The sequence below is a fragment of the Acinetobacter sp. FDAARGOS_559 genome, from assembly GCF_003940475.1.
Taxonomy (GTDB): domain Bacteria; phylum Pseudomonadota; class Gammaproteobacteria; order Pseudomonadales; family Moraxellaceae; genus Acinetobacter; species Acinetobacter baumannii.
This window is the reverse complement of record NZ_RKJG01000005.1, coordinates 3,410,340-3,434,679: the sequence shown is the minus strand read 5'-3', so window position 1 is coordinate 3,434,679 and position 24,340 is coordinate 3,410,340. Positions and strand designations below refer to the sequence as shown.

The 24,340-nt window shown below is 40.0% G+C and carries 19 protein-coding genes; 9 read left to right on the top strand and 10 right to left on the bottom strand.

All coding sequences use genetic code 11. The features are described 5' to 3' along the window. Positions 1 to 26: 26 nt before the first annotated feature. The 4 genes from pgaC to EGS71_RS18000 all read right to left on the bottom strand — a co-directional run bounded on the left by pgaC (position 27) and on the right by EGS71_RS18000 (position 4,489). Positions 27 to 1,286 (bottom strand): poly-beta-1,6-N-acetyl-D-glucosamine synthase, encoded by a 1,260-nt coding sequence (gene pgaC / locus EGS71_RS18015; protein WP_000151613.1) that lies wholly within the window; start codon positions 1,284 to 1,286, stop codon positions 27 to 29. A gap of 13 nt (positions 1,287 to 1,299) precedes the next feature. Next, complete coding sequence (pgaB, locus tag EGS71_RS18010; protein WP_000632824.1) at positions 1,300 to 3,294, bottom strand: poly-beta-1,6-N-acetyl-D-glucosamine N-deacetylase PgaB; 1,995 nt, start codon at positions 3,292 to 3,294, stop codon at positions 1,300 to 1,302. A gap of 236 nt (positions 3,295 to 3,530) precedes the next feature. Next, a complete protein-coding gene (locus EGS71_RS18005) occupies positions 3,531 to 3,872 on the bottom strand; it encodes an FKBP-type peptidyl-prolyl cis-trans isomerase (protein WP_000627260.1) in 342 nt (113 codons plus the stop codon). Positions 3,873 to 3,958: 86 nt separating this feature from the next. Next, a complete protein-coding gene (locus EGS71_RS18000; protein WP_001185269.1) occupies positions 3,959 to 4,489 on the bottom strand; it encodes a YaeQ family protein in 531 nt (176 codons plus the stop codon). Positions 4,490 to 4,677: 188 nt separating this feature from the next. On the opposite strand from EGS71_RS18000, the gene dctA reads away from it, so the two are divergent. Next, positions 4,678 to 5,940, top strand: a complete 1,263-nt coding sequence (gene dctA / locus EGS71_RS17995; protein ID WP_000267735.1) for a C4-dicarboxylate transporter DctA — start codon at positions 4,678 to 4,680, stop codon at positions 5,938 to 5,940. A gap of 37 nt (positions 5,941 to 5,977) precedes the next feature. Here the strand turns inward: dctA and EGS71_RS17990 are convergent, their stop codons facing one another. Next, positions 5,978 to 6,976: a CobW family GTP-binding protein gene (locus EGS71_RS17990; RefSeq protein WP_002011192.1), complete on the bottom strand. Its 999-nt coding sequence runs from the start codon at positions 6,974 to 6,976 to the stop codon at positions 5,978 to 5,980. Between the two features lie 498 nt (positions 6,977 to 7,474). Between EGS71_RS17990 and EGS71_RS17985 the strand changes: the two genes are divergently transcribed. Further along, positions 7,475 to 7,675, top strand: a complete 201-nt coding sequence (locus EGS71_RS17985; RefSeq protein WP_000761577.1) for a hypothetical protein — start codon at positions 7,475 to 7,477, stop codon at positions 7,673 to 7,675. Positions 7,676 to 7,788: 113 nt separating this feature from the next. On the opposite strand, the gene EGS71_RS17980 is transcribed toward EGS71_RS17985, so the two are convergent. The 4 genes from EGS71_RS17980 to EGS71_RS17965 form a co-directional block, all read right to left on the bottom strand. Further along, complete coding sequence (locus EGS71_RS17980) at positions 7,789 to 8,304, bottom strand: acyl-CoA thioesterase (RefSeq protein WP_001142469.1); 516 nt, start codon at positions 8,302 to 8,304, stop codon at positions 7,789 to 7,791. A gap of 261 nt (positions 8,305 to 8,565) precedes the next feature. Then, positions 8,566 to 9,180, bottom strand: coding sequence for a MarC family protein (locus EGS71_RS17975; RefSeq protein WP_000254582.1), 615 nt, complete (start codon positions 9,178 to 9,180; stop codon positions 8,566 to 8,568). A gap of 11 nt (positions 9,181 to 9,191) precedes the next feature. Further along, positions 9,192 to 11,258 (bottom strand): choline transporter, encoded by a 2,067-nt coding sequence (locus EGS71_RS17970; RefSeq protein WP_000179783.1) that lies wholly within the window; start codon positions 11,256 to 11,258, stop codon positions 9,192 to 9,194. 117 nt (positions 11,259 to 11,375) lie between these two features. After that, positions 11,376 to 12,998, bottom strand: coding sequence for a BCCT family transporter (locus tag EGS71_RS17965; RefSeq protein ID WP_000243373.1), 1,623 nt, complete (start codon positions 12,996 to 12,998; stop codon positions 11,376 to 11,378). Between the two features lie 264 nt (positions 12,999 to 13,262). Here EGS71_RS17965 and betI point away from each other — a divergent pair, with 264 nt between their 5' ends. The 7 genes from betI to EGS71_RS17930 all read left to right on the top strand — a co-directional run bounded on the left by betI (position 13,263) and on the right by EGS71_RS17930 (position 22,254). Beyond that, the gene (gene betI / locus EGS71_RS17960) at positions 13,263 to 13,886 is read left to right on the top strand and encodes a transcriptional regulator BetI (RefSeq protein ID WP_000166965.1); all 624 of its coding nucleotides are present in this window, start codon (positions 13,263 to 13,265) and stop codon (positions 13,884 to 13,886) included. Next, the gene (gene betB / locus EGS71_RS17955; protein ID WP_001286303.1) at positions 13,879 to 15,351 is read left to right on the top strand and encodes a betaine-aldehyde dehydrogenase; all 1,473 of its coding nucleotides are present in this window, start codon (positions 13,879 to 13,881) and stop codon (positions 15,349 to 15,351) included. The genes betI and betB overlap by 8 nt, the downstream gene beginning before the upstream one ends. A gap of 95 nt (positions 15,352 to 15,446) precedes the next feature. Continuing rightward, the gene (gene betA / locus EGS71_RS17950) at positions 15,447 to 17,105 is read left to right on the top strand and encodes a choline dehydrogenase (RefSeq protein ID WP_001021934.1); all 1,659 of its coding nucleotides are present in this window, start codon (positions 15,447 to 15,449) and stop codon (positions 17,103 to 17,105) included. A gap of 511 nt (positions 17,106 to 17,616) precedes the next feature. Beyond that, positions 17,617 to 19,257, top strand: coding sequence for a malate dehydrogenase (quinone) (mqo, locus tag EGS71_RS17945; RefSeq protein ID WP_000714073.1), 1,641 nt, complete (start codon positions 17,617 to 17,619; stop codon positions 19,255 to 19,257). 91 nt (positions 19,258 to 19,348) lie between these two features. Then, the gene (locus EGS71_RS17940) at positions 19,349 to 19,819 is read left to right on the top strand and encodes a hypothetical protein (protein ID WP_000188091.1); all 471 of its coding nucleotides are present in this window, start codon (positions 19,349 to 19,351) and stop codon (positions 19,817 to 19,819) included. A gap of 216 nt (positions 19,820 to 20,035) precedes the next feature. Next, positions 20,036 to 20,914: a homocysteine S-methyltransferase family protein gene (locus EGS71_RS17935; RefSeq protein ID WP_000696107.1), complete on the top strand. Its 879-nt coding sequence runs from the start codon at positions 20,036 to 20,038 to the stop codon at positions 20,912 to 20,914. A gap of 5 nt (positions 20,915 to 20,919) precedes the next feature. Then, on the top strand, positions 20,920 to 22,254 hold the full coding sequence (locus EGS71_RS17930; protein WP_001271331.1) for a basic amino acid/polyamine antiporter: 1,335 nt from the start codon (positions 20,920 to 20,922) through the stop codon (positions 22,252 to 22,254). 54 nt (positions 22,255 to 22,308) lie between these two features. Here the strand turns inward: EGS71_RS17930 and EGS71_RS17925 are convergent, their stop codons facing one another. Continuing rightward, a complete protein-coding gene (locus EGS71_RS17925; RefSeq protein ID WP_000167359.1) occupies positions 22,309 to 24,222 on the bottom strand; it encodes a lipase family alpha/beta hydrolase in 1,914 nt (637 codons plus the stop codon). Between the last annotated feature and the right edge of the window lie 118 nt (positions 24,223 to 24,340).

Here is a 24,340-nt window from a genome sequence, read left to right as displayed (position 1 = left end):
CTTTAAAATCTCATGACTCTTGCATTTCATCCACGAATGCCCCGATCCGGGCTCACCCAACGCGCACGTTTCTCATCTCCACGTCGTAAGACTTTTGGAAATGCCACAATAGTTGCCGAGATGGTGATTAGCCAAAAGACCAATGGATACCAGATCATCCAGAAATAGTTTTTTCCTAGATGCGGTTCATAACGACTATCCATCCATTTGCTTAAAGCAAACTGAATGAGACAGGTTGCCCCCAATAAAATACCGCTACCATACGGTAAAAATGGAGAGCTCACAACGGCTAATGCAGGGACTGGTAAAATAAAATGTACCAACCACAATAAAGCCATCGCCAGCATTAAATATGACCAGACTAAAGTTAAGCAAAGCTCAAACATTAAAGGCCATAAAAAATTCAATTTTGGTTTGGTGAACACATCAATATTTTTAATTAATACCTGTGCTCCACCCATTGCCCAACGTAAACGTTGTTTCCACAATCCGTTTAAAGTTTCAGGCATTAAAATCCAAACCAAGGCATTCGGTTCAAAACGAATGTCCCAGCCGGCACGTTGCAATTTCCAAGTAATATCGATGTCTTCAGTCAACATATTGGGTGACCAATAGTCCACTTGGTGAACAGCGCTCTTACGAAAAGCGGTAATTACACCCGATACGGTAAATAAACGGCCAAAGGTACGCTGAGCACGTTTAATCATGCCGACAATTGAAGAAAACTCACCAACCTGAATACGACCTAATAAAGTTGAACGGGTACGGATACGCGGGTTACCCGTCACGGCTGCAACAGTCGGATTTTGAAGAAAATGACGAACCATCCACTTTGCTGCATGCGGGTCAAGTAAAGCATCACCATCAATACCAATTAAAAACTCGGCATCGGTCATTAAGCTTCCAGCTTGTAACCCCATCGCTTTACCTTGGTTTTGTGCAAGATGAACAACACGGAGTTTTTCATGTTGTTCAGCTAACCGATCCAGCACTTCACCTGTATTATCCGAACTGCCATCATTAATCGCAATGACTTCAAAATGAGGATAATCCAATTTTAAAGCATGAGTAATCGTTTCCTCTGCATTATCCCCTTCATTAAAACAAGGAATAAGCACAGCAACTTTAGGATAGCTTTCTAATGGAGCTGGCTGATCATAAGGCGGAGCTTTACGTTCCTTCCAATAGAAAATGATCGCGCCAATCATCCATAAATACGACATAAATAATGGATAATAGAAAACGAATTTTAAGGCATGCGACCATATAGCAGCAAAGATTGTCATGTTTCAGCCTCGCCTATGGCACAAGACGAGATGATTTTTCAGCAAATGCTTTATGCATCACGTTCACATCTGGATGATCTTTGATTGGGTCATCTGGATAGTATGCAACGTGCATTGCACCTTGCTGATAGAGTGAGTGAATTGTTGCTGCCATTTCAGTTGATGGTACCTTTTCGTTGTTGCGCCAGTTTGTTGCTTGTAGCTCAAAAACTGTTTTCTTAATGCCATTTGGATATTTTTTCACGCGATCAATCATGTCTTTATAAAATTGATCGGCGTTATCGACCTGCTCCATATAAGGCATTGCCATAATAGCCGTAAAATCATAACGTCTTAATGACTCTTCAAGCGATTGTGAATACCAGTTTTCCGCATATGGTTTTAAGGCAACTTGCGCGTATAAGTTACGAGCTGTAAGCAAGAACGGTTCATATTGTCGCACGTCTTCAACAAGTTGCATTGCAAAATCATCTAGATATTTTGTCTTATATGCAGTCCATTTTTGCAAATCTTGATCGTTTTCACGGATTTTTGCTAAATTTGTTGGTAAGCCTTGTTTCGCATAAGCTTTTAATGCATCTGGACTTGCATCTTCATAATCCGATAATGTGACATCGTCATGGAATAAAATTCCATTGAAAGATGCTGACTTAGCCAAATCTTGATAAATCTCACGAATAGTTTGGCGTGCCTCTGGTGAGAACGGACTTAAACGGATATACCCCATATTTAAGTGTTCACCAGCTTTTGCCTGCTCTGTCACGACTAAATCTTTTGATACCGGATCAGTTTTTGGTAATTCCCAAGCCAATAAAGGCATCCAAGCATAAATACGGCTTACAGGCGTACGGGTTTGAATTTGCCATGCTACACGGTTAAACAAGTCCGCACGCATTGGGATATGACGGTTCGGGAAATATACCATATCGGCAGAACCATTCGCATCCGGATCTGAAAATGCCTGCAAATAAACTGTATTTACACCCATCGCATTAATTCGATCTAACAAGTGACCTAAATTTCGTTCTTGTTGTTGCGGATCCGGATCATAAATATAGTCGAGATCAATATGCATAATTTTTTGCGGACGGTTGTTATCCGTTAAGTTTAATTCACGGTTCTTGATCTCTTGAGCCAAATCATTAGTACTCATTCCGCCCTCTACCAAAATACGGCTCATATTTTGTAGAGATTGTTTCGCATGGTCTGCGCCATCATCAAGCGTGATGGTAATTGGCATACCAAGCTTTTTAGCAATTTGGACCGTTTGCATATTATAGCGACCATATGGCCACACCATAATACGTGGTGAACGTATACCATGCTCTTTAAGTAGCTGATTATTCTTTTTTAAATCATTATAAATACGAGCCTGATATTGGCTGTCATTTTCATAAGTTTTAGTTTTTACATCATAAAAACGTGTCGTTGCCGCTGGCTCAGAGTTCCCTTGCGGGTTGCCTGTAATACCTCGGTGTAAATGATAGCTATGGCTTGCGATTTCAACAAACCCGCTATCTTGCATTTCTTTGAGCTCACCCCAGCTTAAGATTTTATCACGTGGAATTTCTTCACCCGAAAAATCGACTTTCTGCCCTGCTTTTGGCTCTAACCATGAACCCACTACCGCAAGTACCACTGGGATTTTTTTAGCCTTAATAACAGGATATGCATTTTGGTAGAAAGACTGATAACCATCATCTACAGTTAATAAAACTGGCTTGGTTGGAAGTGCTGCCTTGCCCTGATGAGCACGGATTAACTGGTCTACGGTAATAAAATGGAAGCCATTTTTTTGCAGCCAATCGACATGCTCAGTAAATTGTTGAGTGGTGACCGCATATTGAGGAATTAAGGCATTTTTAGTATCGGTAATTTCATGATACCCAATGACCGTAAGTGTTGAAGCATCTATTTTAGGTGGGTTAGCTAATGCCATACCTGACAAGCCTGCTAGAGCCAAGCCAAGCGTGAGGTTCAACAAAGGAGATGCAAAGCGGGTAATCATGAAATAGCGTCTCAATAGCAATATAGATTATTTATGTGAAATTTAAACTTAAGAACTAAAATTCTTATTTATTTAGTCCTTAAGTTCAAACTGCCCTAACAGAACAGTTTTTCAGTTCACCTTTATAATTAAATAAACTGAAAATAATCTTAAATATTTAAAAAGCTAAAATATAAATATCGAATATATTTATATTTAAAGCTTATAGATAAAGTCGAGCTCTAAACGGTTTGATTTCAATCATCGCGAGTTTTTACATCAAATAATTCAATTTCAAAAATCAAATTTGAGTTTGCCGGAATAATTTTACCCATTTTGCGTTCGCCATAAGCCAAATGAGCAGGAACCATAAGTTTACGTTTTCCGCCAACTCTCATTCCCATAATGCCTTGGTCCCAACCTTTAATCACACGGCCTGTACCAATAACACACTCGAAATAATTTCCGCGGTCAAGGGAAGAGTCGAATTTAGTGCCGTCTTCTAACCAACCTGTATAGTGAGTCGTAATTAAGGCACCTTTAACCGCTTCTTTACCTTCGCCTACTTTTAAATCGATAATTTCTAATTCAGTGATCATAATATTCCCGTTCGTTTAATTTCACAGCTCAGACTTGATCTTTAGTCTAACAAGTGAATTTGTAAAATTTGTTGCGCTTTTCAGTTTTACTGTAATTGGGTCCACACAACATTCGCTTGGCCCTTGTCACTTAACAAAGTCCATTCATTGTCCATAACATTTAACTGAAGCTGCATGGTACGTTCACAAAGCTGCTCTAACTCTGCTGTACTTTCAGGTGCTAGCTGCCAAACTTGAACATTACTCAATGTTTTAATTTTACTGTTTCTCTTCCACCAATCTTCAACTTGTGAACCATAAGCGACAATTGCCACAGTTTTACAACGGGCACTGGCTTTTTTCACTTTATCTTCAGACGGTAAACCAACTTCAATCCAGGTTTCTAACTGTCCTGTTAAGTCTTTTTGCCAAAGTGCAGGCTCATCGGTTTCAAAAAGGTCTTTGGTAAACTCAAGGCTATCACTTGCGAAACGTGCAAAAGCCATGACACGAACCATTAATCGTTCTAAAGTTTCAGAAGGATGTAAGGCAAGCGTCAGTTGATAATCGCCATAAATATGGTCATCCATATTGGCAATATTCAGATCTGCTTTATAAATTGTTGCTTTAAGCGCCATAGTTAATATGTCCAAAAATTTGGCGCTAAGAATACTCGATTTTAATTAAAAAATTATAGAAAAAACTCAGTAATGTAAAACTTCTTATCCTCTCCATTTGCATCTTATTTCAAAACATCTAACCACTTTCAAAGTTGGCGGGCTTTTTGCTTGAAAGGGGTTGTATTCCTCTCTTGATTTGATGACTTATGTGGCAAAAACTTAAACGTAGTTTATTCCTACAAGTCCTCTGCGCTCTCTTCCTCGGTATTGCAGTAGGTCTTGCTTTTCATGATTTCTCCCTAGCTTTAAAACCTCTTGGTGATGGTTTTATTTCTCTCATTAAAATGTTGATTGCCCCGATTGTATTCTGTGTAGTGGTACTGGGAATCTATGGTGCAAACGATATTAAAAAAATGGGCAAAGTCGGTGCAAAAACGATTCTTTATTTTGAAGTGGTCACGAGTATTGCTTTAATTTTGGGAATTATTGTTGCTTATGTCTTTAAACCGGGCGTCGGTATGAATATCGATATTACTCATTTAGATGCTAAAGATTTAAGTACCTATACCGAACGTGCTCATGACATGCATACAGGTTCGGAGTTTTTACTCAATATTATTCCGAAAACATTTACTGCCGCTTTTGCCAACGGCGATATTTTACAAGTTTTACTCATCGCTATTTTATTTGGCGTTTCACTACTGTTAATTCCTAAACATTTAGCAGAGTTGGTCCGTCAAGCGCTTGAAGCTTTTTCGGAAGTCTTCTTTAAAATTATGGGACTCATTATTCGCTTGGCACCAATTGGTGTATTTGGTTCAGTTGCTTATACCACTGCAAAATTTGGTTTAGATTCACTCCTGCAACTCGGTTATTTAGTTTTACTCTTTTATGCGACTTGCATTTTATTTGTTGTCATTATTTTGGGTTCAATTTTAAAACTCACCGGACTGAATATCTTTAAATTTGTCGGCTATTTTAAAGATGAACTCGCTATTGTTTTAGGGACAGCCTCTTCTGATTCTGTTTTACCCCAAATCATGAAAAAGCTTAAAAACTTGGGAATTAAAGATTCAACAGTCGGTCTGGTTATTCCTACTGGTTATTCTTTTAATTTAGACGGCTTTTCAATTTATTTAACATTAGGCGTGATCTTTATTGCACAGGCCTGCAATATCAATCTCTCCATGCACGACTTACTGGCTATTTTATTGGTTTCGCTTATTACATCGAAAGGCGCACACGGCATTCCGGGGTCAGCCTTAGTGATTCTTGCTGCAACACTTTCCGTAATTCCAAGTTTACCTGCAATTGGTTTGGTACTTTTACTATCTGTAGACTGGTTTATCGGAATTATCCGTGCCTGCACCAACTTAATTGGTAACTGTGTCGCAACCGTAGTCATTGCCCATTGGGAAAAAGACATCGATCATGCACAAGCGAAACAAGTACTTAATATAAAAAATTAAATCTCTCATAGAGAATATTGAAGTATTTCAATGTTCTCTATTGTTCAATTCTGCAAGCTAATAGTTCAGTTTCAAATGCCAGCCAGTCATGTTCATGTTGGCTAATCATTTCAATGCGGTCATCAATGCCCTCTTCACCAGACTTATAGTTAAACTGCTCAGGATTAAAGTTAAAGGTCTTCCATCCCTGATCTGTATTAAAAATTCCCTTAATACGTAGCCAGTCTTGCTGTGCACACAACACATCGAGCAAAGCATAAAACTCAAATTTCCAACGCTTAGGAAATTTCCAACCCGCGACCATATAACCCTGCGCCGACTCGACATAATGATAAGGCAGTTGGTGAATTTCTTTTGCAACTTCGGCTTCAGCCATTTGCTTTTGCAGCTTGAGTAAAGGCTGTATAGAGCGTGCAGTTAAACGCGCAGGCACATCAATTTGCGCCAGTTCAAGTTGACCATGTTCAGTCTTTAGCCATTGTTGTTGATAAGGTTGGTACTCTTCTTTAAGCTCAACAAGTGCCTGTTCATCTTCAAAAGTCATGGTATCGGCATGAGAGACCACCACAATCTGTGCAGCTTTTAATTGGTCTTCATATAGGTTTTGCTTGACCCAATTGGTGTCATGCAAACGACTACCATCAACCACAGTCACTAGTGCACGCATAGCTAAGCTGTTTTGCCAATGTGGTTCCGTTAACTGATCAAATAATTGCGAAGGATGTCCAAGTCCTGTAGGTTCAATAAAGAGTCGGTCTGGCTTTTGTTCACTTAACAAGCGAGCCAAAGCAATATGCATAGGAAGTTGGCTACTACAACATAAACAGCCGCCCAATAGTTCTTTGACTGCATAACCTTGATCTTGAGGTAGGAGTTGTTGATCGACTCCGATTTGCCCAAATTCATTCATTAAGACAGCCCACACTTCATCTTTCGGTTTCTGACTTAATAAATGTTGCAATAATGTCGTTTTCCCTGCTCCTAAAAACCCTGAAATAATATGGGTAGGAACAGTTTTTTGGGCAATCAGTTTCACAAGCGGCTCAAATCAACAAGGTTTAAAAACTAAGAAAGGTATATCACTGTTTAAGTAGCATGAAAATAATTTTTCACTTTGAAGATATACTTTTCAATTATCAGGCTAAAGCACCAAATATGTGACATACATCTCATTAATTATCTAAATTAACTTTAGAAAAATAATAATTAAACGAAATATCCTATTTAAGGACATTCACAATTCATGCCAGAGTGTTTTGTTTACGTAACTAACTTGCTTTTTTTTTACTCAATACGAAATATTCTTTCACATTTTTAGCGCTCAAGTAGCGCTTTAATTTTACAGTAGACGCACATAAACGGACGTTATATTTCATATTGTTAAGATAGGCGTAATAGATTGTTAAGTTAATTGATGTAATCCCAAGCTCGGCTTAGCATGTGTCCTAGCTTAATCATTCAGCCCTATATGTTCGATGTAGGTCAGAACGATTAGGTTTGATTTATTTTTTAATGAATTTAAGGATGCCATAAAATGAAATTAGCTAAAACTTTACTCGCTACTACACTAGCTTTAACTGCTGCTTCAACTTTCGCTGCTTCTAAGCACGACCAAGCACATAACACTGCTGGTGAAGAAAAAGTTGTTGTTTCAACTCAAGAGCAAGCAAACACTGCAAATGCTGCTTCTGACGCTGTAGGTTCTGCTTCTGAAGCTGCTCCTGCAACTCGTTAATTATCTCTGCTGCACTCTCCTCCAAGCTCAGAGATAATTTTACTGAAACGAAACAGGACGTTAAATTTCGGTGAAGAAAAAAGATCGAACCATGCTGCGGTTCGATCTTTTTTTTAAGAAGTTTTCTTATACATGCTGCAAGAAGGGTTATGATTCTCTTGTAGGCGCAACACCTTACGATGTTCAGCCGCTTCAAATCGGCAACGTTTCCACTCGGTATCTAAATTTAATTTAGGCACTTCGCGTGGTTTACCATGCTCATCAACCGCAACCATCGTGAAATAACAGCTATTGGTATGACGAACGGTACGCTTTTGAATATTTTGAGCTTCCACACGGATACCCACTTCCATTGAAGTACGTCCCACATGGTTCACACTCGCTAAAAATGTAACGAGTTCGCCTACATAAATAGGTTCTTTAAAATTTACTTTGTCTACAGACAACGTTACGACATAGCTGCCTGAATAACGACTTGCACAAGCATAGGCCACTTGGTCTAGTAACTTTAGAATTGTTCCACCATGAACATTACCTGAAAAATTTGCCATGTCCGGTGTCATTAAAACTGACATGGTTAATTCTGACTGATCGTCAGTTACGGTTGTCATTTCATCTAATGTAGGCATGACTCAACTCTGTCTCAAACAAGCTCAGAAAACATTATGGTTGATAATTCACAAAAAAAACATGCTTAAATCCACAACATAGCATCGTATTTTTTAATATTGTTAATTCTTTTTTTGAACGAATATTTTTTAAGCTATTATTTTTAATAATTTTTTAGTTTTTCTTAAATAAACAGTTAGTGAGCGGTCAAAAATAATCAAAAGATGCTATGCCATTTTGTTCCATTTTAAATGACACAGCATCGTTTTATATGAGGTTCCTTATACTTTATGGATCAGTCCGGTAACGCCATTAATAATCATATCAACAGCAATCGTACCGATTAATAAAGCAGATAAACGCCCGACAATATCGAAATAACGATCGATGTATTTTGCATGTTTGTACCGCAAATGATCATGTGAAAATTTCATCAAGATCAAAATACTGCATGTTAAAAACATGGTAAACCCGATCACAAGTGCCGCAGCACCAATCGACATTTCAATACCTGTCACCACAGCTGCACTAATAGTACCCGGCCCAATCATAAAAGGCATGGCGATAGTGCCGGCTAAATGTTCAGGTGCGCCGCGCATTTCACCAATGGTATCTGCACCCTGAAACACATAGCGGTAACCAATCACCAAAAAGATAAGACCACCAAAAATCTGGAAAGCTTCAAAGCGTACATTCAGGTATTTACTAAAGATTGCTTCACCGCCCCATGCAAACAGCATAAAGACGATATAAGCAATCAAGCTCCCCTGAATTAAGGCTTTGTTAAATACCTTGGTTTCTGAATGGCGGATGAGGCCAATCATATAAATGCTCATTAAAAAAGGATTGAGCAAAGAGAAAAATAAAGCAAAAGAATGCAGATATGGTGAAACCATGCATATTCCCCTTAAGCTTGTGGATCTGGGAATAATGGACGGTTCCCAGGGCTAATACGATTAATATGCAAGAACGTCATATGTCTTTCATATTTATCTAAAATGTCATTAATAACCTGTTCTTTACTGTAACCCACAAGGTCGTTGTCTTGAGAACCTTCATAAAGATAGGTTTCGAGACGGTAATAGAACTGTTTGCCTCGTTTTACACGCTGACTAAAGTTAGGTGCGCTATAACGAACAGGCCAAATCTGATAAACGAAGTTTTGCTCTTCTTCCAAATGAATAGTGATATCCAGGTGATATAGCGCTTCTTCATCTTCAAGTGCTGTTTGCTGCACATCTACGTTCATACCTTGCTTAATGAGTTCATCGGCAACAGCTTGAACGGCAGGTTTGCAAACGGTATCGAGCATCCGTCTGGTTTCAGTCGTTCCCGGATGATGCATAACCCGAGTCAAACGCTGTTTCCAATTGAGAATATCGACGTTACCCACCACAGGTGCCGCGTTCATACTTCGACTGGCATGCCTGTAGTCTTCAAGTCTGAGCGACTTATAAAGCCCCGCCATGACAAGGAACATCACGAAACTAAACGGCAGTCCCATAATAATGGTTGCATTCTGCAAAGCGGTAATCCCGTTGGTCATCAGCATAGCGAGCGTTAATAACCCAATGGCAATTGCCCAGAACACGCTTAACCAACGCGGTGCATCATTATCAATATGGGTAAGCTTGGTCGTGAAGTTACCTAAAACCAATGCACCCGAATCAGCAGAAGTCACATAGAATAAAAGGCCCGTCACTGTTGCGACTGAAGCAATAAAGGTAAAACCCGGGTACTGCGCTAACAGGTCATAAAAACCATGTGCCGGATTAGATAATACCGTTGCAGCTAAAGTCTGGTTGCCTTCAAAAATAACACTGTGCAATGCACTATTACCAAAAATGGATAACCAGGTTAAGGTAAATAACAGAGGAATAATTAAAGTCCCGCACACAAACTCACGAATAGTACGGCCTCTAGAAATACGGGCCAAAAACAAACCTACAAATGGCGACCAAGCAATCCACCATGCCCAGAAGAACAAAGTCCAACTGCTCATCCAATCTTTAGGTTGCTCAAAAGCAAAACTTTGTAAGGCTAAGGTTGGGAAGCGAGTTAAATAATCACCAATATTTTGTACCAGCGCATTGAGTAAAAACTCGGTATTGCCCAAGAACAAAATAAACAGTAAAAGACCAATCGATACATAAATATTGATTTCAGACAAAATCCGAAGGCCTTTATTCACCCCAGATGTCACTGAAATAATACTAATACCGACTGCAATGGCAATGAGCGCAAACTGCATCCAGATATTCTCTGGCAGTCCTAATAAAACATGTAAACCATAGTTCAGCTGTACCACGCCGATCCCGCAGGTGGTCGCAATACCAAAAATTGTCCCGATGACGGCAGCAGTATCTACACTATGGCCGATGGCCCCATTAATCCTATTCCCAAAAATTGGGTAAAGTGCAGAACGAATGGTCAGCGGCAAGTTATAGCGATAACTGAAATAACCAAGTGCCATACCAATCAAGGCATACATACACCATCCGGTCAAACCATAGTGAAACAGCGTCCACACCATACTTTGGCGTGCCGCTTCATAGGTCTGGCCTACGCCGACAGGCGGCTGCATATAATGAGATAATGGCTCAGCCACCGAGAAGAACATTAAATCGATACCAATACCTGCCGAAAACAGCATGGCAGACCAACTCAGTAAACTAAACTCAGGCTTTGAGTGTTTAGGGCCAAGTTTAATCTCACCATACCGTGAGCAGGCAATGAAAATTACAAACACCATATACAGCGTTGCAGCCAGTAAATAGTACCAGCCAAAGGTTGACGTTACCCACGCAAGGACGGTGTTAATGGTTCGATTTGCGAAATCGTTAAATAAAAAAGTAACGAGAGAAAAGATTAAAATGATTAGAGCTGAAATATAAAAAACCACACGGTTAAGCGGGTCTTTTTTAGATTTAGATAATGTTAAATCATCAACTGCTCTTGGATTATCTGTTGCCATACAATCCTCAAGGAATAGAAGAAAAATAAAATATTCAATTTAGTCTTTTCACTATTTAACAATAATGAAAAGACTGCTTTGAACGCAAAAAATATAAATAAATGTGATGAACCAAGGTTATAAAACCTCGGTCACTTTGTTCTGGTCACAATTCGATGGAATAGAAATGTCTTTTGAAATAGCTAACTGCTTTTTCGCAACATTCGGGTCAAAATCATCTTGCTTTAAGGCTTTGGCTAGACCAAACATATAAAGCAAAATAATGACTGAAAATGGTAAACCACATAACACCACTGCACTTTGCATGGAGTTAAAACTACCTGCTAATAATAAGCCGATACTTACAATGGTAATGACCACAGACCAAAAGATGCGTAACCAGATCGGTGAATCACTATCACTGGTGCCCCCTTTCGAGGACAAATTGGCGATCATTAGTGTACCAGACCCAACCGGTGTCAAAAATAAAACGAAACAAATTACAACAACAATCCCGGCAATATACGGATTAAACGGGAGATATTCGAGTAATTTGAATAATGACAATGCAGGGTCACTTAAAACCATATCACCTAAAACTTTCTGTTTTTGATTGAGAATTAAATGAATTGCAGTATTTCCAAAAATCGAGATCCAAGCCAAGGTAAAACCTAATGGAATAAGGCATACACCCAAAACCACTTCTCGAATAGTTCGGCCTTTGGAAATGCGGGCAATAAACATTCCTACAAAAGGTGCCCAAGCAATCCACCATGCCCAATAAAACACAGTCCATGAACCCAACCAGCCACTGGCTTTTTGATTGTATAAATACATATCAAAACTTTTACCCATAAAATTATTAAGGTAATCGCCCGTATTTTGCACAAGACCATTTAACAAATGGTTGGTCGGTCCTGTTAAAAATACAAATAAAAGTAAAGCATAGAGCAAACGTAAATTAATCCGTGATAACCATGCCAAGCCTTTTTCAATCCCGACCACTGTAGTGACTGTCGCCACAAACATCATGATTAAAACTGCAGTAATTAAAGTTGCAGAGTTATCGGGAATTTCAGGAATTAAATAACAAATGCCTGAAACCAATACCAAAGCACCAATACCTAAGTTGGTCACCAAAGAAATTACGGTTGCTAAAATACCAAAGCCATCGACAAAATCGCCTACCAGACCATGAACTCGCTCTCCAAAAATTGGATAGAGTGCCGAGCGTAGTGCGAGTGGTAAATCTTGTCTAAAGGCAAAATAACCTAATGTCACACCCAGCAAGGCATAAAGCACCCAGCCATGAATACCCCAGTGCAAAAAGCTATAGGTCATGGCATTGCGGGCAGCCTGAATAGTGCCTGCCTCACCTTCTGGCGGTCTTAGAAAATGGTCAACAGGTTCAGCAACACCATAATAAAGTAGCGCGATACCAATACCTGCCGAAAACAGCATTGAGGTCCAAGCCAAATAGCCAAACTCAGGTTTGTCGTGGTCTTTTCCTAAAGGAATCTGCCCCACTTTTGAGAAGGCAAGCCAAGCCACAAAGCCTAAACACAGCACAATCACCAACATGTAATACCACCCGAAAAAGTGGTTTACCTGCTCTTGCACATAGGTCAGCCAAAACTGACTTTTTTCTGGAAACAGCACAAATAATAGGCCAAAAATGCCGATACTGACTGCCGAACTCCAAAATACAAAACGATTTAACCGAATATGGTCTGAAGAATATCCATCACTTTTCAACACCATCTTATTGCTCCTTGCAATCGGTGTATTTTTTCCAAAATAACGTGATAAGTACCGGACTTATGCGCATCATCCTATCCGTAAGAACTTCTGATTCTATCTCTTCTAGCCCGAAGTAAGATTCAAAAATTCATTGATTTTTACACATCATACTTGTTATTGATTGAACGTTCAATCAATAACAAGTATGATAAAAAAGTGCTATGATGCTCTACAAGTTAACATGCTGAATTTAAAGCACCCGTAAAAGTGCTGATGTGGACAATCATGACAAAACGCAGAGTAAAACCAGAGCATGTGCGCCGTGAAGAGATTATGAACGCTGCACTCGACGTAATTTATGAAGTGGGGTTATCCAATACCACCATTGCACAAATTGCAAAAAAAGCCGAGTTGTCGACCGGTATTGTCAGCCATTATTTTGGCGACAAACAAGGGTTAATAAATACCTGTATGCAAGAAATGCTCAATGTTTTGCGTCGGAAAACCGAACAGTACAGAGCAGAAGCAGATTCGCATCCGGAAAGCCAGATTAAGGCAATTATTGACTCTAACTTTGACATTAGTCAGGTAAATGAAAAAGCAATGCGGGTCTGGTTAGACTTTTGGTCTGCAAGCATGCATGTACCGGACCTGAGCCGTTTGCAAAAGATTAATGATCAACGCCTGTACTCCAACTTGAAGTTTTATTTTCTCAAGTTAATGGATGAACAACAGGCCAGTGTTGCCGCAAGAGGTCTGGCAGCATTGATTGATGGATTATGGCTACGTGGCAGTTTAAGCCGTCACAATGAATTTGACAGCGAACTGGCCCGTTCCATTGCTTACGATTATGTAAAAACGCAATTGCAATTTGCGAACAAGCCTTTGCAGGAGAGACAAAATGAGTGATGTACAAGTTCATCAATTGTATATCCATGGACGCTACGTTGAAGCAACCAGTGGTAAAACATTTAATAGTATTAACCCTGCCAACGGCGAAATTATCGCGACTCTTCAACAGGCATCTGAACAAGATATTGAAGCTGCTGTAAAAAGTGCCCAACAAGGACAAAAAATCTGGGCAGCCATGACCGCTATGGAGCGTTCACGTATTTTACGCCGTGCTGTCGATATTCTCCGTGAACGTAATGATGAGCTTGCCCGTCTTGAAACACTCGACACCGGTAAAGCCTACAGCGAAACATCTACCGTCGATATTGTGACTGGTGCAGATGTACTCGAATACTACGCAGGACTTGCAACAGCTATTCAGGGCGAACAAGTTCCACTTCGCGAATCAAGTTTCTTTTATACACGCCGTGAACCTTTAGGCGTAGTTGCAGGTATTGGTGCCTGGAACTATCCAATCCAAATCGCTTTATGGAAATCTGCCCCTGCCCTTGCTGCCGGCAATGCCATGATTTTCAAGCCAAGCGAAACAACGCCACTTACTGCATTAAAACTTGCAGAAATCTATACAGAAGCTGGCTTACCAGACGGCGTATTTAACGTGGTACAAGGTGCTGGTCGTGAAATCGGTCAATGGCTCACAGAACATCCTGTGATTGAAAAAATCTCATTCACGGGTGGCGTAGAGACAGGCAAAAAAGTGATGGCAAGCGCTGCTGGCTCTACACTAAAAGAAGTGACTATGGAGCTTGGTGGGAAGTCACCACTCATTATTTGTGAAGATGCTGACCTTAACCGTGCCGCAGACATTGCGGTTATGGCGAACTTCTTTAGTTCAGGTCAAGTATGTACCAACGGTACGCGCGTATTTGTTCCAAAATCACGTTTAGCCGACTTTGAAAAAGCAGTTGTAGAGCGTGTAAAACGTATTCGTATTGGTGATCCAATGGCTGAAGACACAAACTTCGGTCCGCTCACTAGCTTCCCTCATATGGAAAAAGTGTTGTCTTTCATTGAGTCAGGCAAACAACAAGGCGCTAAAGTATTAATCGGTGGTGGTCGTGCTACAGAAGGCGAGCTTGCCAAAGGCGCTTATGTACTACCGACTGTATTTAGCGACTGCACTGACCAAATGGCGATTGTTCAAGAAGAAATTTTTGGACCTGTCATGAGCATCTTAAGCTATGAAACCGAAGAAGAAGTGATTCAACGTGCCAACGACACGACCTTTGGTCTAGCTGCCGGTGTGGTCACTCAAGATATTAGCCGCGCTCATCGCATTATTCACCAAATTGAAGCTGGTATTTGCTGGATTAACACTTGGGGTGAATCACCTGCCGAAATGCCAGTCGGTGGCTACAAGCAATCTGGTGTGGGCCGCGAAAATGGCTTAACCACGCTTGGGCACTATACCCGTATCAAATCTATTCAAGTTGAACTTGGCGATTATCAAAGCATTTTTTAATGCCCCTATCGCTCTAAACACTTCAACCTAAATCACATATGCCGAGCAGTCTTTATAGATTGCTCAGGCAAACTGTTAGTAAAAAAAGGATAGTTATGAATATTAAAGAATATGATTACATTATTATTGGCGCAGGATCTGCCGGAAATGTACTCGCTGCGCGTCTTACTGAAGACAAAGATACCACCGTTTTACTGCTAGAAGCAGGTGGACCAGATTATCGCTTGGATTTCCGTACACAAATGCCGGCAGCTTTGGCCTACCCTCTTCAAGGTCGTCGCTATAACTGGGCTTATTTAACTGACCCAGAGCCACACATGAACAACCGTCGTATGGAATGTGGTCGTGGTAAAGGCTTAGGTGGCTCATCTTTAATTAATGGTATGTGCTATATCCGCGGTAACGCAATGGATTTAGAACAATGGGCAACCCATAAAGGCCTTGAAAACTGGACTTATGCCGACTGTTTGCCTTACTACAAAAAAGCCGAGACTCGTGACATTGGTGGCAACGACTATCATGGTGATAGCGGTCCTGTATCAGTGGCTACACCAAAAAATGGCAACAACGTGCTGTTCCATGCCATGGTTGAAGCAGGTGTACAGGCAGGTTACCCACGTACTGACGATTTAAACGGTTATCAGCAAGAAGGTTTTGGTCCAATGGACCGTACCGTTACGCCTAAAGGCCGTCGTTCAAGTACCGCACGTGGTTATTTGGATATGGCAAAAGGTCGTCCAAACCTCACTATTTTAACTCACGCGACGACCAACAAAATCTTGTTTAATCAAAAGCAAGCAATTGGTGTTGAATATATTATTGGTGCTGATCAAAACAACTTGCAACGTGCCTTGGTTAAACGTGAAGTATTACTTTGTGCAGGCGCAATTGCGTCACCGCAAATTTTACAGCGTTCAGGTGTAGGTCAAAGTACCTTCTTAAAATCAATGGATATTGATGTGGTTCATGATTTGCCGGGCGTGGGTGAAAACTTGCAAGATCACTTGGAAATGTACTTACAGTATAAATGTAAGCAACCCGTTTCTTTATACCCTGCTTTAAAATGGTATAACCAACCTGCCATTGGTGCCGAGTGGCTATTCAATGGTACAGGTATTGGCGCAAGTAACCAGTTTGAAGCGGGTGGATTTATCCGTAGTTCGGATGAATTTAAGTGGCCAAACATTCAATACCACTTCTTGCCAGTAGCTATTAACTACAACGGTAGTAATGCAGTAAAAGAACATGGCTTCCAAGCACACGTGGGTTCAATGCGTTCGCCTTCACGTGGTCGTATCAAACTTAAATCGAAAGACCCGTTTGCGCATCCAAGTATCTTGTTTAACTACATGTCGACTGAACAAGACTGGCGTGAGTTCCGTGATGCAATCCGCATCACGCGTGAAATCATGCATCAACCTGCGCTTGACCCATATCGTGGTGATGAAATTAGCCCGGGCAAACATTTGCAGACAGATGCAGAGCTTGATGACTTTGTTCGTAACCATGCAGAAACAGCTTACCACCCGTCTTGTAGCTGTAAGATGGGCGAAGACGAAATGGCTGTTGTAGATGGTCAAGGCCGTGTACACGGTATGAATGGTTTGCGTGTAGTTGATGCCTCAATTATGCCGCTGATTATTACCGGTAACTTAAATGCAACCACCATTATGATTGCCGAGAAAATTGCAGACCAAATTCGTGGACGCGAAGCGTTACCACGTTCGACTGCACCATTCTATGTAGCATCATAAAATCTTAAAGGGCATATTTCTTATGCAGGAATATGCCCTTAATTTATTATTTATAGCACTCATATTAATAAGAACTATGTATGACAGAAAATAAGGTCATGCAAGGTTATTAATTAACATCAATAGGTCATAAATTAAAAATTCACCTATTTTTATCGAAGCATATCCTTCAAATGGCTTAAGTTTAACCAAATTTATTTTATTAATTTATTTTCAATCACTTACAACAAAATTAAAACTAAAAATAATCTTATAAAAGTTTAATTTGATTAAATATAAATCATATTTATGATTTTAATAGAACCCATTTATTATAAAAATTGTATTGTCAATGCAAAATTAGTCTAAAATATAGAGTGTTTGCGATAATCCCAAGTAATTTTTCTTTTTTCAAAGTTCTCTGTTTTGGAGAATTTTACTTTCGCATTTATATCCGTTTTGTCTGGATACGCTGTCTAGGTTTCCTCACACCTTAAGTGACTCAAATAACTTATTTTAAGGTCCCCCTTACATGAAAAAGTTTTTGAAATACCTTCTGGTATTAATCATTCTTATTTTAATTGCGGGTATTGTTTTCTTGTTTAGACCGATTGCGTCAAAACAAGTACAAACTGCAAAAGATGAGCCAGTTGTTGATGCTGTTCTTGTTGGCGGCGGTATCATGAGTGCCACTCTCGGTACTTATTTCACTGAGCTTGAACCGAATTGGCAAATTCGTATGTTTGAGCGTCTTGATCAAGTTGCTCAAGAAAGTTCAAACGGCTTTAACAATGCCGGAACAGGCCACTCTGGCTTTATGGAAATGAACTATACCGAAGAGAAAAACGGTAAGATGGAAATTGCCAAAGCTGAAAAAGTTGCTTCTCAGTTCGAAGTTGCTAAACAGTTCTGGTCATATCAGGTAAAACAAGGCGTTTTAGCTGAACCAAAAACATTCATTAACCCAGTTCCACACATTGCTTTCGTTTGGGGCGATAACGTTAAATTCTTAGAAAAACGTTATGCTGCCATGATTCAAAGCCCGCTTTTCAAAGGCATGAAATTTACTGAAGACCCAGCTGTGATTAAACAATGGGCGCCTTTAGTCATGACCGATCGTGATCCAACTCAAAAAGTTGCAGCGACTCGTATGGAAGTTGGTTCTGACGTGAACTATGGTTCAATCACTAAACAATTAGTGAATCACTTAAACCAAAACCCTAACTTCAAATTACAGACTTCAACTGAAGTGACTGGCATCAGCCAAAATGATGACAAAACTTGGACGGTGTCTTTCAAAAATTTGAAAACTGGTAAAACAGATCACGTTAAAACACGTTTTGTATTTATCGGTGCAGGCGGTGCCGCGGTTAAATTATTGCAACTTACTGGTTTACCAGAAGCGAAACAATATGCTGGCTTCCCTGTAGGTGGTGAGTTCTTAATTACTGACAACCCAGCAATTACTGCTCAGCACACAGCGAAAGTATATGGTCGTGCGGAACTTGGTGCGCCTCCAATGTCTGTACCACATATTGATACACGTTATATCGACGGTAAAAAATATGTATTGTTTGGACCATTTGCAACGTATTCAAACAAGTTCCTAAAAAATGGTTCTCAACTTGACTTACTTGCTTCAACAAACAAAAGCAATGTTTTACCAATGACCACTGTTGGCTTGGAAAACCTTGATCTTGTTAAATACTTGGTGAGCCAAGTGATGATGTCAGATGAAGACCGTCTCAATGAACTTCGTAAATACTACCCAGATGCGAAAGCTGAAGACTGGCGTTTAAGCCAAGGTGGTCAACGTGTTCAAATCATCAAAAAAGAACCGGGTAAACCTGCAACACTTCAATTTGGTACAGAAATCTTTGCATCTAAAGATGGTGCAGTAACTGCATTGTTAGGTGCGTCTCCAGGTGCTTCGACTTCTCCATACATCATGCTTAACTTGCTTGAAAAAGCTTTCCCTCAGCAAACTGAAGGTAAGTGGAATCAGAAGCTTCATGAAATTGTGGTTTCTTATAAACAAGACTTAAGCAAAGACCCTGTGTTACTCGACAAAGTTCGTCAGTACACAAGCTCTACACTTGGCTTGAACTATACATCTCCGTTCAAAGCTGCAAACGATGAAACTGCTGCTGCCCCTGTTGCAAAAGCAAACTAAGTTTGATGATGTATAAGTAAAATATCAAAAGGATGAATTTCGATTCGTCCTTTTGTTTTTTAAGACTTCTGTTGAGATATTTAGATTCGCTATGACGCCTTTAAAATCATCACCTCGCCTCTTACCGTTTTGTTTTAAGCTCGTGCTTGTTTTGCTACTGGCTTATCTTTTGTTAAGCGGGTTTTATATGTGGATGATTGGCGGTACAGCTATTTATGTCAGCTCAGCCGTGTTATTTGTCATAACAGCTTATGCATTTAAACTCGGTAAATATCAAAAACTATGTGCTGTTTTAAATGTACTCATGAGCGCAGTCTCTTTATATTTCAGCACGGCTCATCTATTTTTCTCCCCTATCCAGTTCTTTATATTTTTACCTGCGCTATTTTTTGTTGTGTTGGCTTTTACTCAAGTAAGTAAAGTTCGTAGTTTATCTAAGGTACTCATATTAATTAGTTTATTGATTTGGTCAGGCGTACATTTTACGCAGCTCAAGCAACTTAATGCCTATTATAAAACGCAGCATACTGGTGAAAGCTGGCAGCAATACGGCGCGCTATAAGACTATTTTTAGTCTGTATACTTCATGAAAATGTATTTTCATTTTCACATGAAGTTCATCAGTAAAACTGAACATCGTTTACAGAATTCCTTTTAAGAAAAAATATTCATAACAATCTAATTTATTTAGAAATATATCGAGCATATTAGCGATTGAATAGCATTCATCTACACGCTAGATTAGCTGAATTATTTTTCTCCCTTTACGTTGTAATTTATGAAAATTTTAGATGGCGGTTTAGGCCGTGAATTGGCTCGCCGTGGCGCTCCGTTTCGTCAACCTGAGTGGTCTGCGCTTGCACTCATTGAAGCACCTGAAACAGTAAAAGAAGTCCACCTCGACTTTATCAACGCTGGTGCAGAAGTCATTACCACCAATAACTATGCGGTTGTGCCATTTCATATTGGTCAAGAACGTTTTGAAACTGACGGCGTGCGTTTAATTAAAGTTGCGATTGAACAAGCAAAAAATGCAGTTAAAGAAAGCGGCAAAAATGTCAAAATCGCAGGCTGCTTACCGCCTTTATTTGGTTCTTACCGTGCCGACTTGTTCCAGCCAGAACAGGCTAAAAACCTTGCTGAGCCAATTATTAACACATTGGCACCAGAGGTAGATTTCTGGCTCGCTGAAACTCAATCATGCTTAAAAGAAGTTGAAACAGTCCATGCATTATTGCCACAAGATGGTAAGGACTATTGGGTGTCATTTACGCTACAAGATGAGATTAAACAAGAACAAGCTTTACTTCGTTCTGGCGAAAATATGCAACAAGTGGCTGACTTTATAAAGCAGTCAAATGCCAAAGCAGTATTGTTTAACTGCTGCCAACCTGAAGTGATCTTGCAAGCGATTAACGAAATTAAAGGACTTATTCCTGAGTCTGTGCAAATTGGTGCTTATGCCAACGCATTCCCACCGCAAGATGAAAGCGCTACTGCTAACGATGGTCTCGATGAAATTCGTAAAGACTTAGACGCTCCAGCTTATCTTGCTTTTGCCAAACAATGGCAGCAAGCAGGTGCAAGTTTAGTGGGCGGTTGCTGTGGTATTGGACCAGAACACATTGCTGAACTTTCTCAATTTTTTAAAGAATAAATACCATGTCTGCTGCCAAAATCGGATTATTGTCTCTTACAGCGCTGGTATTTAGTTCTATGGTGGGGTCAGGCGTATTTAGTCTCCCCCAAAATATGGCTCAAGTTGCCAACGGCTCTGCCCTTCTTGTTGCATGGCTCATTACCGGAGTCGGCATTATTTTCTTGGCTCTCTCATTGTTGCATTTAACCCGTCAACGACCAGATCTAGATGGCGGTATTTATAACTATGCACGCGAAGGCTTTGGAGACCTGATCGGGTTTTGCTCGGCATGGGGCTATTGGTTATGTACTACCATTGGTATTGTAGGTTATGTGGTGATTGCCTTTTCAGGCGTCGGCATGTTTACCGACAGCAAAGACCATATTATTTTTGGTGAAGGTAATACGCTCTACTCACTGATTGGTTCAAGCATTTTTGTATGGCTGGTGCACTGGTTAGTAAGCCGAGGTATTAAGGAAGCTGCGATTGTGAATTTACTGGCGACTATTGCCAAAATTATTCCAATGGTGGTTTTCATTTTCTTTACTTTTATTGCCTTTAAGTTTGATTTATTCAAACTCAACTTAAATGACTTCTCTTTAAAAGTTCCACTTTGGCAGCAAGTCAAAGACCTGATGCTCATTACCCTTTGGGTATTTACGGGTATTGAAGGTGCTGTGGTTTTATCATCACGTGCAAAGAACCGTAATGACATTGGTAAAGCGACCATTTTAGGTGTGTTACTGGCACTAAGTTTTTACGTCATGGTGACAGTACTGGCTTATGGTGTGGCAAGTCGTGAAGCGCTTGCAGGCATGCATAACCCATCTATGGCGACTATTTTGCAGCAACTGATCGGTCTACCGGGTACCATCATTATTACTATCGGCTTGATTATTTCAGTTTCATCGTCTTATTTAAGCTGGACGTTATTTGCCACTGAAATTCCATATTTAGCTGCAAAAAATGGTGCTTTCCCGAAACTATTTTTAAAGAATAACCAAAATAATGTGCCGATTTCATCACTATGGCTAACTACTATTGTGGTGCAAGGTTCTCTGATTGCCGTGTATTTTTTCAATAAAAACTACACCCAGCTTTTACTGATTTCATCGGTCATGATTTTGCTGCCTTATTTTCTGGTGTCGGCTTTTTATCTTAAAGAATCAATTCGCCATAAACGCACGTCGCATATTGCGATTGCAAGTGTCGCTTCAATCTATGCACTTTGGTTGCTCTATGCCGCAGGTTTAGACTTACTGCTGTTGTCTGGTGTGTTGTATTTGGTTGGCTTGGTTATTTTTTCAATCAGCTACTTTGAGCATAAAAAATCGCTCAAACAAAACCAGCTTAATTAATCACTTCAACCACTGTTGAGCTATTTCAGCAGTGGTTTTCTAAAAACAAAAAATCTATTTTGAAGGCGGCGACTGTTTTAAATGCAATCGTAAAATGCGCCGTAATTCTAAAATTGCCTCAGGGCTAGTTTGAATCGAATGCCCACCTTTAATAATCAGCTCCGATTGCTCCCCACCCAAATGTGAACTTTGATAAGGCACAATCCCATCACTCATTTTTGTCTTATCTGTGGTGCCATTTATATTGCCCATAATCGAGTGATAGACCACGTTGGACGATGGCTGAATGGCTTGGGTCAACTGCATAAAGTTAGAAGAACGACTTAAATTACTCGCTCCATTTTCAATTAAGCCTTTTCTGAGTTTGGTATTTTTCTCATCTCTCATTTCAACGGCAATAAAAAAGTCGGCAGGTAAGCGAATAATACGGCGAGCAATTTGGGTAAACCATCGGTCAGCATAGTCAGTACCATGATGCGGCGCCGAAACAAAAACAACCCGCTTAAAATAGGGCAAATCTTTGAACTGAAAACGCTCTCGAATAACCGGATTTTCTTTTAAACGCTTTAACTGTGCTTCATTCATTTTTTGCATGGCTAAATCAGAAACGTCTGCATCGCTTACTAGCAAGCGGCTAATCACTCCGCCCATACTATGTCCAACCAATACGGCATCATGTGCAGCGTAGCTGTCTTTGGCAACGTTTTGAAAAGCCTGATTCAGCAAAGAATAAATCTGAAAACGACTTTCAAAAATCGGCATATTGGTTGAATAAAACACCTGCCAAACTTGGTAGTTTTGTCTTAATTCGGCATCACCCATAATGTCGTTGGTTAGGCTCACCCATGCCTCTGGGCTGCTTGCCAAGCCATGAATAAACACAATAATTTTTTTATCGGGGTTAAAAGGTTCCAGCATATATAAATGCGGCATAATCAAATTGGCTTCTTTATTAATTAAAGACCAATAGCCTGCTGCACCTAAATTATATTTCGATAACCATAGCCCATAAGGCGCCGAATAGTTGGCAGTGAGCGGATAGTCCACGCCTTCAACTTTTACACGGTCTTGCCTGTAGGGATCGAACATCGCAATTTCTAACTCTGCCCCATCAATGACCTGATCGGCTGTGGCCTTTTGTTTTGGGTAGGCAATAGCCGTGACTGGAAAGAAGCGTGGTAAATGAATATTGGGATTACTCTGGTGAGCATAAAAAGCGTCGGGATCTAAAATAAAACCATGATTTACATCATGCTCCTTACGTCCCACAATAAATTCCGCACCTAAACCATCCTTACGGTTGACGGTATTAAACCCTGAAAAGTTCATGTTATAGCTAGAGCGAAAGGTATCGACTTCAATGTGTTGTACATCTACCGCATGATTAAAGTTAACGTGGTACTCATGCCCATCTGCTTTTAGTAAAGGTGGGAAATGAAGCGTATTTAAATGATTAAAATACGTGGTCATGAGCTTCGACAAGGCGACGTTATAAAAAATACGTACCTGATTTTGGCGATGGTCAAATACCCGATCAAAAGGTGACTCTTCAGAATCAAACAAATAGACATAGCTATAGCGCAAGCTTTTATCAAACAACGCAAGCTCTTGCTCAACACAACTGTTACTTTTAAGAGTGGCATGGCACTGGCTACTACGCCCAACATCTAAAGCTTTTGCCAAATAAATTTCACTTAGCGCCGCATAGCGTTCCTCTCGGCTGCTATTTTCTGACAATCCCTGAATTTTATTTAAACAGACATTAAAATTTTGCAGACAAGACGTTTCACTTTCTTTGACCAAATACAGCAAGTTTTGGGTTTGATGACTTAAAGTATTGTCGGTCAAAATGCTTTCATTTTTACTTTTTAAAGCACTGCTTAAGTTACTTTCTTTTAAATGAATGACCTGACAACCGCTCAGTAGTCCCATTATTGTAAGCACTAAATAATGGCCGGATTTTGTCATTGTGCATTCCTTTATCGAATGTATTTCCCCACTCAACATTATGCCTGTAAAGCTGTGCCTGAACAATTTCGGCTCAGCTTTGATTGGAATTTATTTGGAAAATAAAATTGACCGTATA